The organism is Enterobacter sp. 01-M-02-SI-ECC (assembly GCF_047530595.1).
In the GTDB taxonomy this organism is placed as follows: domain Bacteria; phylum Pseudomonadota; class Gammaproteobacteria; order Enterobacterales; family Enterobacteriaceae; genus Enterobacter; species Enterobacter cloacae_M.
Genome location: NZ_JBLKCZ010000027.1, coordinates 36,333 through 49,043, shown reverse-complemented (window position 1 = coordinate 49,043; position 12,711 = coordinate 36,333). Strand labels below are relative to the sequence as shown.

The 12,711-nt window shown below is 54.5% G+C and carries 13 protein-coding genes and 2 tRNA genes; 11 read left to right on the top strand and 4 right to left on the bottom strand.

What is annotated here, in order from left to right; all coding sequences use genetic code 11:
• Window positions 1-14 precede the first annotated feature (14 nt).
• Window positions 15-91 (top strand) — tRNA-Asp (locus ACMWLG_RS22425).
• A 160-nt stretch (window positions 92-251) separates the two neighbouring features.
• Window positions 252-1,055, top strand: a complete 804-nt coding sequence (gene dkgB / locus ACMWLG_RS22420; protein WP_045400507.1) for a 2,5-didehydrogluconate reductase DkgB — start codon at window positions 252-254, stop codon at window positions 1,053-1,055.
• Window positions 1,056-1,084: 29 nt separating this feature from the next.
• Here the strand turns inward: dkgB and yafC are convergent, their stop codons facing one another.
• A complete protein-coding gene (gene yafC / locus ACMWLG_RS22415; protein ID WP_029739684.1) occupies window positions 1,085-1,990 on the bottom strand; it encodes a DNA-binding transcriptional regulator YafC in 906 nt (301 codons plus the stop codon).
• Between the two features lie 104 nt (window positions 1,991-2,094).
• On the opposite strand from yafC, the gene ACMWLG_RS22410 reads away from it, so the two are divergent.
• The 3 genes from ACMWLG_RS22410 to ACMWLG_RS22400 all read left to right on the top strand — a co-directional run bounded on the left by ACMWLG_RS22410 (window position 2,095) and on the right by ACMWLG_RS22400 (window position 5,058).
• Window positions 2,095-3,270, top strand: a complete 1,176-nt coding sequence (locus tag ACMWLG_RS22410) for an MFS transporter (protein WP_045400511.1) — start codon at window positions 2,095-2,097, stop codon at window positions 3,268-3,270.
• A 138-nt stretch (window positions 3,271-3,408) separates the two neighbouring features.
• Window positions 3,409-4,209, top strand: coding sequence for an endonuclease/exonuclease/phosphatase family protein (locus ACMWLG_RS22405; protein WP_024909448.1), 801 nt, complete (start codon window positions 3,409-3,411; stop codon window positions 4,207-4,209).
• Window positions 4,210-4,284: 75 nt separating this feature from the next.
• Window positions 4,285-5,058, top strand: coding sequence for a class I SAM-dependent methyltransferase (locus ACMWLG_RS22400; RefSeq protein WP_045400514.1), 774 nt, complete (start codon window positions 4,285-4,287; stop codon window positions 5,056-5,058).
• Window positions 5,059-5,110: 52 nt separating this feature from the next.
• Here the strand turns inward: ACMWLG_RS22400 and mltD are convergent, their stop codons facing one another.
• Both mltD and gloB read right to left on the bottom strand, forming a co-directional pair.
• Complete coding sequence (mltD, locus tag ACMWLG_RS22395; protein ID WP_045400516.1) at window positions 5,111-6,475, bottom strand: murein transglycosylase D; 1,365 nt, start codon at window positions 6,473-6,475, stop codon at window positions 5,111-5,113.
• A gap of 68 nt (window positions 6,476-6,543) precedes the next feature.
• Window positions 6,544-7,302, bottom strand: a complete 759-nt coding sequence (gene gloB, locus ACMWLG_RS22390) for a hydroxyacylglutathione hydrolase (RefSeq protein ID WP_045400519.1) — start codon at window positions 7,300-7,302, stop codon at window positions 6,544-6,546.
• 32 nt (window positions 7,303-7,334) lie between these two features.
• On the opposite strand from gloB, the gene ACMWLG_RS22385 reads away from it, so the two are divergent.
• Window positions 7,335-8,054, top strand: coding sequence for a class I SAM-dependent methyltransferase (locus tag ACMWLG_RS22385; protein WP_023310484.1), 720 nt, complete (start codon window positions 7,335-7,337; stop codon window positions 8,052-8,054).
• On the opposite strand, the gene rnhA is transcribed toward ACMWLG_RS22385, so the two are convergent.
• Window positions 8,051-8,518: a ribonuclease HI gene (gene rnhA / locus ACMWLG_RS22380; protein WP_023310485.1), complete on the bottom strand. Its 468-nt coding sequence runs from the start codon at window positions 8,516-8,518 to the stop codon at window positions 8,051-8,053. The genes ACMWLG_RS22385 and rnhA overlap by 4 nt on opposite strands.
• A gap of 64 nt (window positions 8,519-8,582) precedes the next feature.
• Here rnhA and dnaQ point away from each other — a divergent pair, with 64 nt between their 5' ends.
• From dnaQ to ACMWLG_RS22355, 5 genes are all read left to right on the top strand, one after another.
• Window positions 8,583-9,314, top strand: coding sequence for a DNA polymerase III subunit epsilon (dnaQ, locus tag ACMWLG_RS22375; protein WP_029739690.1), 732 nt, complete (start codon window positions 8,583-8,585; stop codon window positions 9,312-9,314).
• Window positions 9,315-9,446: 132 nt separating this feature from the next.
• Window positions 9,447-9,523, top strand: a tRNA-Asp gene (locus tag ACMWLG_RS22370).
• Window positions 9,524-9,902: 379 nt separating this feature from the next.
• A complete protein-coding gene (locus ACMWLG_RS22365; protein WP_023310487.1) occupies window positions 9,903-10,622 on the top strand; it encodes a FadR/GntR family transcriptional regulator in 720 nt (239 codons plus the stop codon).
• The gene (locus tag ACMWLG_RS22360) at window positions 10,619-11,632 is read left to right on the top strand and encodes an ABC transporter ATP-binding protein (RefSeq protein WP_045400521.1); all 1,014 of its coding nucleotides are present in this window, start codon (window positions 10,619-10,621) and stop codon (window positions 11,630-11,632) included. Before ACMWLG_RS22365 ends, ACMWLG_RS22360 begins: the two co-directional genes overlap by 4 nt.
• Window positions 11,629-12,711 carry an ABC transporter ATP-binding protein gene (locus ACMWLG_RS22355; RefSeq protein ID WP_045400524.1) on the top strand — a complete coding sequence of 361 codons (1,083 nt, stop codon included), beginning with the start codon at window positions 11,629-11,631 and terminating at the stop codon, window positions 12,709-12,711. The genes ACMWLG_RS22360 and ACMWLG_RS22355 overlap by 4 nt, the downstream gene beginning before the upstream one ends.

Sequence of the window (12,711 nt, the reverse complement as noted above, 5' to 3'; positions counted from 1 at the left end):
CAGCAGTCTTCGGTGGAGCGGTAGTTCAGTCGGTTAGAATACCTGCCTGTCACGCAGGGGGTCGCGGGTTCGAGTCCCGTCCGTTCCGCCACTTATTAAAAGCCCTGAGCTCACGCTCAGGGCTTTTTTCTTATCTGTCGTTTAATTATTGCGAAATTAGCAAAAATCCTCTGCGTTTTTCGCTCTTTTTCTCTATAACAACGCCAGCGATAATCTTCCTCAGTTTACGAACATAATGATTGAGGAATAGTATGACTCTCCCTGCATTTGGTCTTGGCACTTTCCGCCTGAAAGACGACGTTGTTATCGCATCGGTTAAAACCGCACTCGAACTGGGTTATCGTGCAGTTGATACGGCACAGATCTATGAAAATGAAGCTGCCGTTGGACAAGCTCTCGAAGAGAGTGGTGTGCCGCGTAATGAACTGTATATCACCACGAAAATCTGGATTGAGAATCTCAGCAAAGATAAGCTGATCCCTAGCCTGAAAGAGAGCCTGAAAAAACTGCGTACTGACTACGTAGATCTGACGCTGATCCACTGGCCATCACCGAATGATGCCGTCTCAGTAGAAGAATTCATGCAGGCGCTGCTGGAAGCGAAAAAACAGGGCTTAACCCGCGAAATTGGGATCTCCAACTTCACCATTCCGCTGATGGAAAAAGCCATTGCCGCTGTTGGCGCAGAAAATATTGCGACCAACCAGATTGAGCTGTCTCCATACCTGCAAAACCGCAAAGTCGTGGACTGGGCAAAACAGCACGGGATCCACATCACTTCATACATGACGCTGGCCTACGGTAAAGCGCTGAAAGATGAAGTGATTAGACGTATCGCAGAGAAACATAACGCCACTGCTGCGCAGGTGATTCTGGCATGGGCAATGGGTGAAGGTTATACAGTGATCCCATCATCAACTAAGCGTGAAAACCTGGCCAGCAACCTGTTAGCAGCGAATCTTCATCTGGATGCTGACGATAAAAAAGCGATCGCAGCACTGGAGTGCAACGATCGCCTGGTAAGCCCGGAAGGTTTAGCTCCTGACTGGGATTAAGTTCGACCCACCCTCTGTAACCTGAACCCTCACACAGCTCCTCCTGGAGCTGTTTTTATATGTTCACTCAGGAAGTCAATAAAGGCGCGAATGCGCGTGCTTACCGCTCTGTCACTGTAATACACTGCGCTAAAGGGCATTTCGACCGGCAGACGTTTGTCGGCCATCAGCTCCACCAGTTCACCCCGCGCTATCTCCTTATCAATCATATAGTCTGATAAACAGGCGATCCCGTTCCCTTCCAGGCACAGCTGTTTGAGCGTCTCTCCGCTGTTAGACGATAATCCGCAGGTAATTTCATAAAGTTGACCATCATGGCAGGCAACAGGCCAGGTGTTCAGCGACACCGGCTCCGTAAAGCCCAGGCACAGGTGCTGCTTCAGTTCTTCAACCGTCTCCGGTTTACCATGTTCGGCAATATACTCTGGTGATGCGATAATTTTGCGGTAGCTGGCAAACAAAGGGCGGGCGCGCAAGCTTGAATCTGTCAGTGTTCCCGCCCGGATCGCCACATCTACTTTACGCTCGATGAGGTTGATAAACGTCTCTGAGGAGACCAGAGAAAGCGTCATCTCCGGATAGCGTTCGCGGAAAGGTTTGATCAGCGGCATCAGAAAGTGAAGCACCACCGGCGTGGCCGCATCAATGCGCAGCAATCCACGCGGCGTGCTGCGGGTCTCCATAATCTCCGTCTCCGCTGCAGCCATCTCCTGCAACACCGACTGCACGCGGCGGAAGTAACGCTCTCCTTCTTCCGTCAGGCTCAGCTGCCGCGTCGTTCGGTTGAGCAGACTCACTCCAAGCTTCATCTCCAGTTTTTTTACCGAACGGCTGATGGCCGAATTAGCCTGTCCCAGCTGTTCGGCCGCGCGGCTAAAGCTGCCGCTTTCAACGACGGCGACAAAGATTGTCAGCTCTTCCGAAGTTGCTTTCATTTTTGCACCACCTGCAAAATTCTATTGAGATTTTGACCATTTTTGTTATTTAAGCACTGGCGCATACTGCCTGTCATCTTAATCCTGATGATACGGAGTATTTTATGCCACTGGCGCTACTTGCCCTGACGATCAGTGCCTTTGCAATTGGCACGACCGAATTTGTTATCGTGGGCCTGGTTCCCACTATTGCTAACCAGCTTGCGATCTCGTTGCCCTCTGCGGGGTTGCTGGTATCAATCTACGCCCTGGGCGTCGCCGTCGGTGCGCCAGTGCTGACGGCCCTGACCGGACGTTTTCCGCGTAAGCAGCTGCTAGTCGCGCTGATGGTGCTGTTCACCGCCGGCAACGTTCTGGCCTGGCAGGCGCCGGACTACACCACGCTGGTGATTGCCCGTCTGTTGACCGGCCTTGCACACGGCGTTTTCTTCTCGATTGGTTCCACCATAGCAACAAGCCTGGTGCCCAAAGAGAAAGCGGCTTCAGCTATTGCGATCATGTTTGGTGGGTTGACCGTCGCACTCGTTACGGGCGTACCTCTGGGAACGTTTATCGGACAACACTTCGGCTGGCGTGAAACGTTTCTGGCCGTCTCCTTGCTGGGCGTCATCGCCCTGGTGGCCAGCCTGCTGCTGGTACCGTCGAATATTCCAGGCCGGGCAAGCGCCAGCCTGCGCGATCAGCTGAAGGTGCTCACGCATCCGCGTTTGCTGATTATCTACGCGGTAACTGCGCTGGGCTATGGTGGCGTATTCACCGCCTTTACCTTCCTGGCGCCGATGATGCAGGACCTGGCGGGCTTCTCACCCAATGCCGTGAGCTGGATTTTGCTGGGATACGGTATTTCCGTTGCCATTGGCAATATCTGGGGCGGCAAGCTTGCGGATAAGCATGGTGCGGTACCGGCACTGAAATTCATCTTCGCCGCCCTGGTTGTTCTGCTGATGATTTTCCAGTTCACGGCTTCGCTACACTACGCCGCGCTGGTCACCGTGCTGGTCATGGGGATCTTTGCCTTTGGTAATGTCCCCGGGCTTCAGGTTTACGTGGTCCAGAAAGCCGAGCTCTATACGCCAAATGCGGTGGATGTGGCATCGGGTCTAAACATTGCCGCATTTAATATTGGCATTGCGCTGGGCTCCATCATTGGCGGACAAACCGTAGCGCATGTTGGGTTAACCCAGACTCCGTGGATTGGCGCGGTGATTGTCCTGGTGGCCTTCCTGCTGATTGGCCTGAGTGGGCGCCTTGATAAACCTGCTCGCGTCGCGCTGGGTTAACATCAGTAAGTGCTTGCTTACAAAACTGGAAAGCGGTTTCTCAGAAATTGCGTTGAAAGTATGACCTAAAGTCCCTATAACATTAGAACCAGTCCGTTTTCCGGGCTGGTTCTAATGTTACAGAGGCTGTTTCCAAAAGTGCGAAAAAATACCTATGCCATGCGTTATGTTGCCGGAATGCCCGCGGAGAGGATCTTGCCTCCGGGGTCATTTGCGAGCATAAGCCAGGCATTACCCGCCGGCACGCCGTTAAGCAGCGATGAAAAAATCCGTGTACTGGTGTGGAATATCTTTAAGCAGCAGCGTGCCGAATGGTTATCGGTACTCAAGAACTTTGGAAAAGATGCCCATCTGGTTCTGCTTCAGGAGGCACAAACCACCCCTGAACTGGTACGCTTTGCCACCACGAACTATCTTGCCGCCGACCAGGTGCCTGCGTTTGTCCTGCCGCAACACCCCTCAGGTGTGATGACGCTTTCAGCAGCACATCCGGTTTATTGCTGTCCACTGCGCGAACGTGAACCTATCCTGCGTCTGGCAAAATCGGCGCTGGTGACGGTCTATCCGCTGCCGGATACCCGAATGCTGATGGTCGTAAATATCCATGCGGTAAATTTCAGTCTGGGCGTGGATGTCTACAGTAAGCAGCTACTTCCGATCGGCGATCAGATTGCCCATCACAGCGGGCCCATCATTATGGCCGGCGATTTCAATGCCTGGAGCCGTCCGCGCATGAATGCGCTGTATCGCTTTGCGCGCGAAATGTCGCTGCGTGAAGTTCGTTTTAGCGATGACCAGCGCAAAAAAGCCTTTGGTCGCCCTCTCGATTTTGTCTTCTATCGTGGTTTGAGCGTGCACGATGCCTCGGTTCTGGTGACGCGCGCCTCGGATCATAACCCTCTACTAGTCGAATTCAGTCCCGGCAAACCTGATAAATAATGGTGTGTCAGGTCTGCCGTGGGGCAGGCCTGCGCGGGTGCTGCCCTTTATTTTTCACTCACAAAGGACAGTACGATGACAACAACACGCTCCCATCATGACAATGTAGAAAAACAGTTTGGTTCTCAGGCAAGTGCCTATCTGAGCAGCGCCGTGCATGCTTCTGGCCGCGATCTGGTGCGTCTCGGTGAACGTCTGGCGGCGTTCCCGCAGGCGCACGTGCTGGATTTAGGCTGCGGGGCAGGGCATGCCAGCTTTACGGCTGCGCAGCAGGTCGCTCACGTTACCGCGTATGACTTATCCAGCCAGATGCTGGACGTTGTTGCCGGTGCGGCGAAAGCGAAGGGACTGGACAACATCGATACGCAACAGGGCTATGCCGAATCCTTACCGTTCGATGATGAGTCGTTTGAGGTGGTTATCAGCCGTTACTCCGCGCACCACTGGCACGATGTCGGCCAGGCATTGCGCGAGGTCAAACGTGTTCTGAAGCCGGGCGGCACCTTCATCATTATGGATGTGATGTCTCCCGGACACCCGGTGCGCAATATCTGGCTGCAGACGGTAGAAGCGCTGCGCGATACCTCGCATGTGCAAAACTACGCCAGCGGAGAGTGGTTGTCGCTTATCACTGAAGCGGGGCTGATCGCGCGCGCGTTGATTACAGACCGCTTACCGCTGGAGTTCAGCTCCTGGATCGCGCGTATGCGCACCCCGGAAGCATTAAGCCAGGCGATCAGGCTCTATCAGGAGAGTGCGTCCGCGGAGGTAAAAGCGTACTTTGAACTGCAGGAAGATGGATCGTTTACCAGCGATACCATCATGGCCGAAGCGCAAAAAGCGGGATAAACAAAAAAGGCACCGAGGGGAATCGGTGCCTTTTTATCTTTCGATCGTGTTATCAGGAGTCTGGCGTCGCGCTGTTCTTCACAAACAGCGTCAACTGGTCGCCTGGTTTCAGATTGTCAGTATCATTGTTCCAGCGCATCACATCCTTGATGTTTACGCCGTGTCGTTTTGCGATACTGGACAGTGAATCGCCCTTGCGCACGCGATAGGTAATGCTATCGCTGTTGCTGGCGAGACGCTGTGCGCTGCTACCTGCACCCACCGTCAGTGTCTGACCCACCTTCAGCCCAGAGCTGCGCAGATTATTCCACTGCTGCAGATCTTTCGCCGTCACGCCAAGACGTGAGGCAATGCCTGAAAGGGTATCCCCTGAACGCACCTTATAGCTGCGGCTGCTAACGGATGAAGCATCGGCGATCAGCGTTGACTGAACGGCGGCAATTTCACCCGATGCTAAAGACTCACGTAACTGCGCCGCATGTTTCTGCGGAACCATCACATACTGCGGGCCGCTTGCCCCCAGCGTCGAGCCTTTAACGCCTGCATTAAAGGTTTTCAATTTACTTACCGACATACCCGTCATATCAGCAACTTGTTGAATATCAACCGGATTGCTGAGGCGAACACGCGCCAGTGCACGACTTTCGTCTGGTGTTGGCAGTTGTACACCGTAACGCTTGCTGTTCTTGAGAATATCGCTCAATGCCAGCATTTTCGGTACGTAAATCTTTGTTTCCTGTGGCAGTGAGAGCGACCAAAAATCGGTGGATTTACCCCGTGCTTTATTCGCTTTCATTGCCTTCAGTACACGACCTTCGCCACTATTATACGCTGCGACCGTTAACAGCCAGTCGCCATCAAACATCTTGTTCAGACGTTGCATCATGTCGAGAGCGGCTGTCGTTGAAGCGACAACATCGCGACGCGCATCATAGTTGCGGGTCTGTTTCAGACCATAGTTTCGCCCGGTGCTCGGAATGATCTGCCAAATGCCTGCGGCATTGGCGCCAGACGTCGCGTGTGGGTCAAAAGCGCTCTCCACTATGGGTAGGAGTACCAGCTCCATAGGCATGTTACGTTTCTTAACTTGCCCGGCTATCCAGTACATATACGGCTCTGCCCGTAACGTTACATCGTGGAGATAGCTCTTATTACTTAAATACTTCTGTTTCTGTTCGCGAATCCGGGGATTTTCCGGAATTCCCATCTTTAGCTCGTCGCCAATAGAGGTCCACAAGTCTTGATCCTGCGCGTAAGATGTTCCATCGTCCATCCAGCGCGCCGAACTTGCAAACTTCCCTGCTTCCCCTTGACCAGCCGCAGAAAGGCTCTGTGCGTGCTGTTGTACGTTGCTGCCGTTTTGCGACTGGCAACCTACAAGCAGGACAGAGGCGAGTAATATCGCTTTTGCCTTCATGTGTGTGTCAATAGTTGCTTAAAAGACGAGCGATGATAACGGCGAAATTTTGAAAAGGCAACCCGCAATTATCTGAAGTTATCTTTCTTTGACCTTAACCATGCAAATCGTTGTTCTGGTTGTTGCAAATTTGTTTCTTGGTTAATTTTATTAATTAAATCAATATCATCTGTTCGTAAAAATAAATTAATTTGGCGCTCGTTTTTCAGAATTACGGGGAGTGTTTTTTGGTTTTTTGCACGTAACTCCTTCACTTTGTGATAATAATCCTGAATCGCTCGATCCTCGGGTAAGAGGCTCACGGAAAACTTCATATTTCCTAATGTATACTCATGGGCGCAACAAATGAGCGTCTCATCGGGTAGCGCGTTAATCTTTTGTAAAGACTGATACATTTGAGCTGGCGTACCTTCAAATAGTCTTCCGCAGCCTCCGGAGAACAGCGTATCGCCGCAAAAAAGATAAGGCTTACTGTAGAAACACAGATGTCCCAAAGTGTGACCCGGTGTAGCAAATACGGAAAACTCCCACTCGCGTATGAGGATATTTTCGCCTTCTTCGACTACATGCGTGATTCCCTTATCTTGTGCTTCTGCCGGTCCGTAAACCACAAGATGCGGAAAATGGGCGCTCAGTTCAGGCACGCCGCCAGTGTGATCGTTATGATGATGCGTCAACAAAACGGCTTCTGGCTTCCAGCCGTTCTCTTTTATGGCGTGCAGAACAGGGGCGGATTCTCCGGGATCGACAATGACGCATCGGCGATCGTCGTCAACCAAAACCCAGATGTAATTGTCCTGAAACGCTGGAATACTGATAAGATTCATACATTACCTCTTAGAGCGTGGCGGGTGTTTTGATGAAACCGGCAAGGATACCTCAGACTGTCGCAGCACCGGAACGTTGGGCGGAATTGCCCTGGGGTGAATACTATCGCGAAGCGTTAGAACAGCAGCTGAAGCCCTGGCTCGCGAAAATGTATGGCTTTCACCTGCTTAAGATTGGCAATCTCAGCGCGGAAATCAATACCGAAAGCTGCGCTATCTCGCATCAGGTTAACGTCTCTCTCGGCGGATCGCCGGTTCAGGTGAAGGCAGACCCGCTGCATCTGCCGTTTGCGGAAAAATCCGTCGATGCGTGTTTGCTCGCACATACGCTACCCTGGTGCAGCGATCCGCATCGTCTGCTTCGCGAAGCCGATCGCGTGTTGATTGATGACGGCTGGCTGGTACTTAGCGGATTCAATCCGCTAAGCCTGATGGGCCTGCGTAAGCTAGTACCGGTGCTGCGCCGGACTCCACCTTACAACAGCCGGATGTTCACCATGATGCGCCAGCTCGACTGGCTTTCGCTGCTGAACTTTGAGGTGCTCTGCTACGGAGGTTTTCAGGTGCTGCCCTGGGCGCGGCAGGGGGGCGTGGTACTGAGCACCCATCTCCCTGCATTGGGCTGTTTGCAGTTTATCGTTGCGCGTAAGCGAACTATTCCCCTTACGCTTAACCCTATGAAGCAGAGCAAGTCGAAAACGCCCATTCGCCAGACCGTCGGCGCCACGCGGCAGTACAAAAAAACCGATTAGGCGTCGGGCTGATAGCCCGCATCTTCATGTGCGGGATTGGATGCCGCAGCACGCGCCAGTTCGTCGCAGCGTTCGTTTTCCGGGTGGCCAGCGTGGCCTTTAACCCACTCCCACTTAATCTGGTGCTGCCCCAGCGCAGCATCAAGACGTTTCCAGAGATCGACGTTCTTGACCGGCTTCTTATCGGCGGTTTTCCAGCCGCGTTTTTTCCAGTTATGGATCCACTGGGTGATCCCCTGACGCACGTACTGACTGTCGGTGCTTAACACCACGTCACAATGTTCTTTTAACGCCTCCAGCGCCACGATGGCCGCCATCAACTCCATCCGGTTGTTGGTGGTCAGAAAATAGCCTTCGCTAAAGGTTTTTTCGTGCTGGCGATAGCGCATAATCGCGCCGTAGCCGCCGGGCCCTGGGTTACCGAGACAAGATCCATCGGTGAAAATTTCTACCTGTTTACGCATCTCTGGTAGACTTCCTGTATTCGAAACGTTCAGTTAAACGATAAGTCTGACATAAATGACCGCTATGAGCACTGCAATTACTCGCCAGATTGTCCTCGATACCGAAACCACCGGTATGAACCAGATCGGCGCGCACTACGAAGGGCATAAGATCATCGAGATCGGCGCCGTTGAAGTGGTGAACCGTCGTCTTACGGGGAACAACTTCCACGTCTACCTCAAACCCGATCGGCTGGTGGATCCTGAAGCGTTCGGCGTTCACGGTATTGCCGATGAGTTCTTGCTGGATAAGCCGACTTTTGCGGATGTCGCTGACGAGTTCCTGGAATATATCAAGGGCGCCGAGCTTGTCATCCATAACGCATCGTTCGATATCGGCTTTATGGATTATGAATTCAGCAAGCTTAATCGTGATATTCCGAAGACGAACACCTTCTGTAAGGTGACGGACAGCCTGGCGCTGGCAAGGAAGATGTTCCCCGGCAAGCGTAACAGCCTGGATGCACTCTGCTCGCGCTACGAGATAGACAATACCAAGCGAACGCTCCACGGGGCGTTGCTCGATGCCCAGATCCTGGCCGATGTCTATCTGACGATGACCGGCGGGCAGACGTCAATGAAGTTCAGTATGGAAAATGAATCCCAGCAGACGCAAGGCGAAGCCGGCATTCAGCGTGTTGTTCGTCAGGCCAGTCGCTTGCGGGTTGTTTTAGCCAGTGATGAAGAGCTTCTTAACCACGAATCCCGGCTTGATCTGGTACAGAAGAAGGGCGGCAGCTGTATGTGGCGCGCCTGAAAAAACGCCTGAATGCCTGTAAAATCATCGTTTGGGCGATTTTTGCAGCAAACGATTCAAAACGTGAGAAAAAGCGTTGACGAGATCGGAGGCGCACCGTAATATGCGCCTCGTTCCCCAAACGGGAACAGTGGAGCGGTAGTTCAGTCGGTTAGAATACCTGCCTGTCACGCAGGGGGTCGCGGGTTCGAGTCCCGTCCGTTCCGCCACTATTCAGAAGGCCTGAATCAGAAATGATTCAGGCCTTCGTCGTTTCAGCCTTCTGTAATCTCATCCTCTCACTTATTGTTAACATAAAGTTAATATGCATGGTGCAATTTATTAACAATTGCACAGGTGTAGTGCATTATTTGCACTATGGTTGTGCATTTCTCCATCGATCCTCTCCTCGCACCTCGTTCAGAATGTTTCTTTCTGTAAAAATAATTCACGCAGAATCATTTGGTTAACTCCTGCTTTCCAAAAATATGCCGAACCAATTAAGTATTGGTTTGGTTATTGCTTAATCATTAGCACGATAAGCTTCATTCCATATCAATAACTTATCGTTAATAAAAATAAAGCAATGATGAAAGCGAGCGAACCAATATGGAAAAACCGTCACGGTTTCTGGCAAATTCCAGCACCGCGCTTGAGCAGCTGCGCGGGCTTATCAACCAGCATGAGTCAACACCAGGCATACCGCTGCCCACGGAACGTGAGCTGTCGGACACTCTCGGCGTAGGACGACGCGAAGTGCGTCGTGCGCTGGACGTGCTGGAAGAAGAGGGGCGCATCTGGCGTAAGCAGGGCAAAGGGACCTTTATTGGCCCGGCGGCACCTGTTGAACCGCTGGCCCTTCAGGGATTGGTTCAGCAGACCAACCTTCTGGAAGTGATGGAAGCTCGTCTACAGCTCGAACCCGGCTTAGCCCGGCTTGCGGCACTGCGTGCCACCAGGGAAAACCTCGCGCTCATGCAGCGCATGCTGGAACGCATCGACAAGGTCAGCCCGGATGACCGCGATCTCAACGAACTCTGGGACAGCGCCTTTCACCGGGCAATTGCCGAGGCGGCGGGCAACCGTCTGATGCTCGGCCTGTTTGATGCCATTGATGCCGTTCGGCGCGAACCAGGCTGGCAGCATCTGCGCGAATTAGCCCGCACGCCCGAACGTGTCGACAGCTATAACGACCACCACCATAAGATCATGTCTGCGATTATCCATCGCCAGCCTAATGAAGCCGCGGCCGCCATGCGCGAACACCTGCTCAGCCTGCAAACCGCCCTGATTCTGGCGATCCACCTTGAGGACGACTTCACGCCATGACGACAATACCCTTTAAGGACGCCACGCCCGTATTGCGGGTGCAAAACCTCAACGTTACGTTTGCTGGCTCGCCGGTTAGCGTGCTTGATGGTATCTCGCTGACCGTCAGGGCGGGCGAAACGCTGGCGCTGGTGGGTGAGTCCGGCTGCGGGAAAAGTATCACCTCACTGGCGCTGATGGGGTTACTGCCCGCCAGCGCGCAGATTGTCAGCGGCGAGATGCAGTTTCGCCGCCACGATCTGCGAAAGCTCTCGCCGCGGGAATATGCCGACCTGCGCGGCAGCGAGCTGGCGATGATTTTCCAGGAGCCGATGACCTCGCTCAATCCGGCGTTTACGCTGGGGGATCAGCTTAGCGAAGCGGTTATGCGACACCAGAACGTCTCGCGCGCAGAGGCGATGAAGGTCGCGCTGCAGATCCTCGAGAAGGTACAGATCCCGGCGGCAGAGATGCGCCTGAAAGCATATCCCCACCAGCTTTCCGGCGGCATGCGCCAGCGGGTGATGATTGCGATGGCGCTGATTAACCATCCCAAACTGCTGATTGCCGACGAGCCCACCACTGCGCTCGACGTCACCATCCAGGCGCAAATCCTCGCCTTGCTCAACGCCTTAAAAGAGGAAACCGGCACGGCGGTGCTGATGATCACCCACGATTTAGGCGTCGTAGCAGAAGTCGCCCAGCAGGTAGCGGTGATGTATGCCGGACAGGTGGTGGAGCAGGGGAGCGTGGAGGCCATCTTTGCCGACCCGCAGCATCCGTACACCATCGGCCTGATGGGCTCGATTCCTTCACTTGGGGCACGCAAGGGCCAGCTCTCCACCATTCCCGGATCGGTCCCGCTCCCGGAATCCATGCCGAAAGGCTGCCGTTTTGCCACCCGCTGTCCGTTTGCGCAGTCGCGCTGCCATGCTGAAAAACCGCAGCTCACCGCGCTCGGCGCGGGCCATCAGGTCGCCTGCTTCCGCGTGCCGCTCGAACAGCACATTGCCCTGGGAGAAATCGCATGACCACGCCCATTCTTGAAGCCCGTGACCTCAGCAAGCTTTTCCCCGGCCCCAAAAAACTCTTTACCCCGGCACGGTTTGTCACCGCGGTCGATCGCGTTTCGCTTGCCGTGATGCCGGGCGAAACGCTGGCGATCGTCGGCGAGTCCGGCTCCGGGAAATCTACCCTCGGTCGTCTGCTGCTGCGCCTGCTGGCCGCCAGCGAAGGGCGCGTGTTTTACCAGGGGGAAGAGATCACCAACGCCTCCGGTGCCCGCCTGAACCAGCTCCGGCGCGAGCTGCAGATTATCTTCCAGGATCCCTTCGCCTCGCTCAACCCGCGCATGACGGTGGAGCAGATCGTCGGGGAGCCGCTGTGGCTGCATCAGAACATGAAAAAAGCGGATCGCCAGTACCGCGTTGCCGAGCTGCTCAAAACCGTTGGCCTGCCTGCCGCCTGGGCCGGGCGCTATCCGCACGAGTTTTCCGGCGGGCAGCGCCAGCGTATCGGCATTGCGCGCGCGCTGGCCTCGGGACCGAAGCTGCTGCTGGGCGATGAGCCGGTGTCCGCGCTGGACGTCTCCGTTCAGGCACAGGTGGTCAACCTGCTGGAAAGCCTGAAGCACCAGCTGGGGCTGACGATGGTGATTGTCGCCCACGGCCTGGCGGTGATCCGCCATATGAGCGACCGCGTGGCGGTCATGTATCTCGGGCAAATCGTCGAGCTTGCCACCGTCGACGAGATTTTTGACGCGCCGCTGCACCCCTATACGCAGGCATTGATCGCCTCGGCACCGCAGATGCAGCCGGGCGTTGAACGCGACGCGCCGCTGCTGCAGGGGGATCTGCCCAACCCGGCCAGCCCGCCTTCCGGCTGCCGTTTCCACACCCGCTGCCCGTACGTTACCGATGAATGCCGCCAGGTTGAGCCGATCAATCAGGTGCTCGACGGTGGACGTCAGGTTGCCTGTCATCGCTGGCAGGAGATCAACCGCGATCGCAGCATTATTCAGATCGCACCGCCATCCGCCGCCTTTCTGCGCCGCCGCGCGCTGTTTGAACACGCGGCCACCCACTCGTCCCTTCCTTCAAGGAACTCATGA

Coding starts and splice junctions, on each gene's coding strand:
- ACMWLG_RS22385 (WP_023310484.1), top strand. CDS start 7,335: ATGAAACCGGCAAGGATACCTCAGACTGTCGCAGCACCGGAACGTTGG.
- yafC (WP_029739684.1), bottom strand. CDS start 1,990: ATGAAAGCAACTTCGGAAGAGCTGACAATCTTTGTCGCCGTCGTTGAA.
- rnhA (WP_023310485.1), bottom strand. CDS start 8,518: ATGCGTAAACAGGTAGAAATTTTCACCGATGGATCTTGTCTCGGTAAC.
- mltD (WP_045400516.1), bottom strand. CDS start 6,475: ATGAAGGCAAAAGCGATATTACTCGCCTCTGTCCTGCTTGTAGGTTGC.
- ACMWLG_RS22400 (WP_045400514.1), top strand. CDS start 4,285: ATGACAACAACACGCTCCCATCATGACAATGTAGAAAAACAGTTTGGT.
- gloB (WP_045400519.1), bottom strand. CDS start 7,302: ATGAATCTTATCAGTATTCCAGCGTTTCAGGACAATTACATCTGGGTT.
- ACMWLG_RS22410 (WP_045400511.1), top strand. CDS start 2,095: ATGCCACTGGCGCTACTTGCCCTGACGATCAGTGCCTTTGCAATTGGC.
- ACMWLG_RS22365 (WP_023310487.1), top strand. CDS start 9,903: ATGGAAAAACCGTCACGGTTTCTGGCAAATTCCAGCACCGCGCTTGAG.
- ACMWLG_RS22360 (WP_045400521.1), top strand. CDS start 10,619: ATGACGACAATACCCTTTAAGGACGCCACGCCCGTATTGCGGGTGCAA.
- dkgB (WP_045400507.1), top strand. CDS start 252: ATGACTCTCCCTGCATTTGGTCTTGGCACTTTCCGCCTGAAAGACGAC.
- dnaQ (WP_029739690.1), top strand. CDS start 8,583: ATGAGCACTGCAATTACTCGCCAGATTGTCCTCGATACCGAAACCACC.
- ACMWLG_RS22355 (WP_045400524.1), top strand. CDS start 11,629: ATGACCACGCCCATTCTTGAAGCCCGTGACCTCAGCAAGCTTTTCCCC.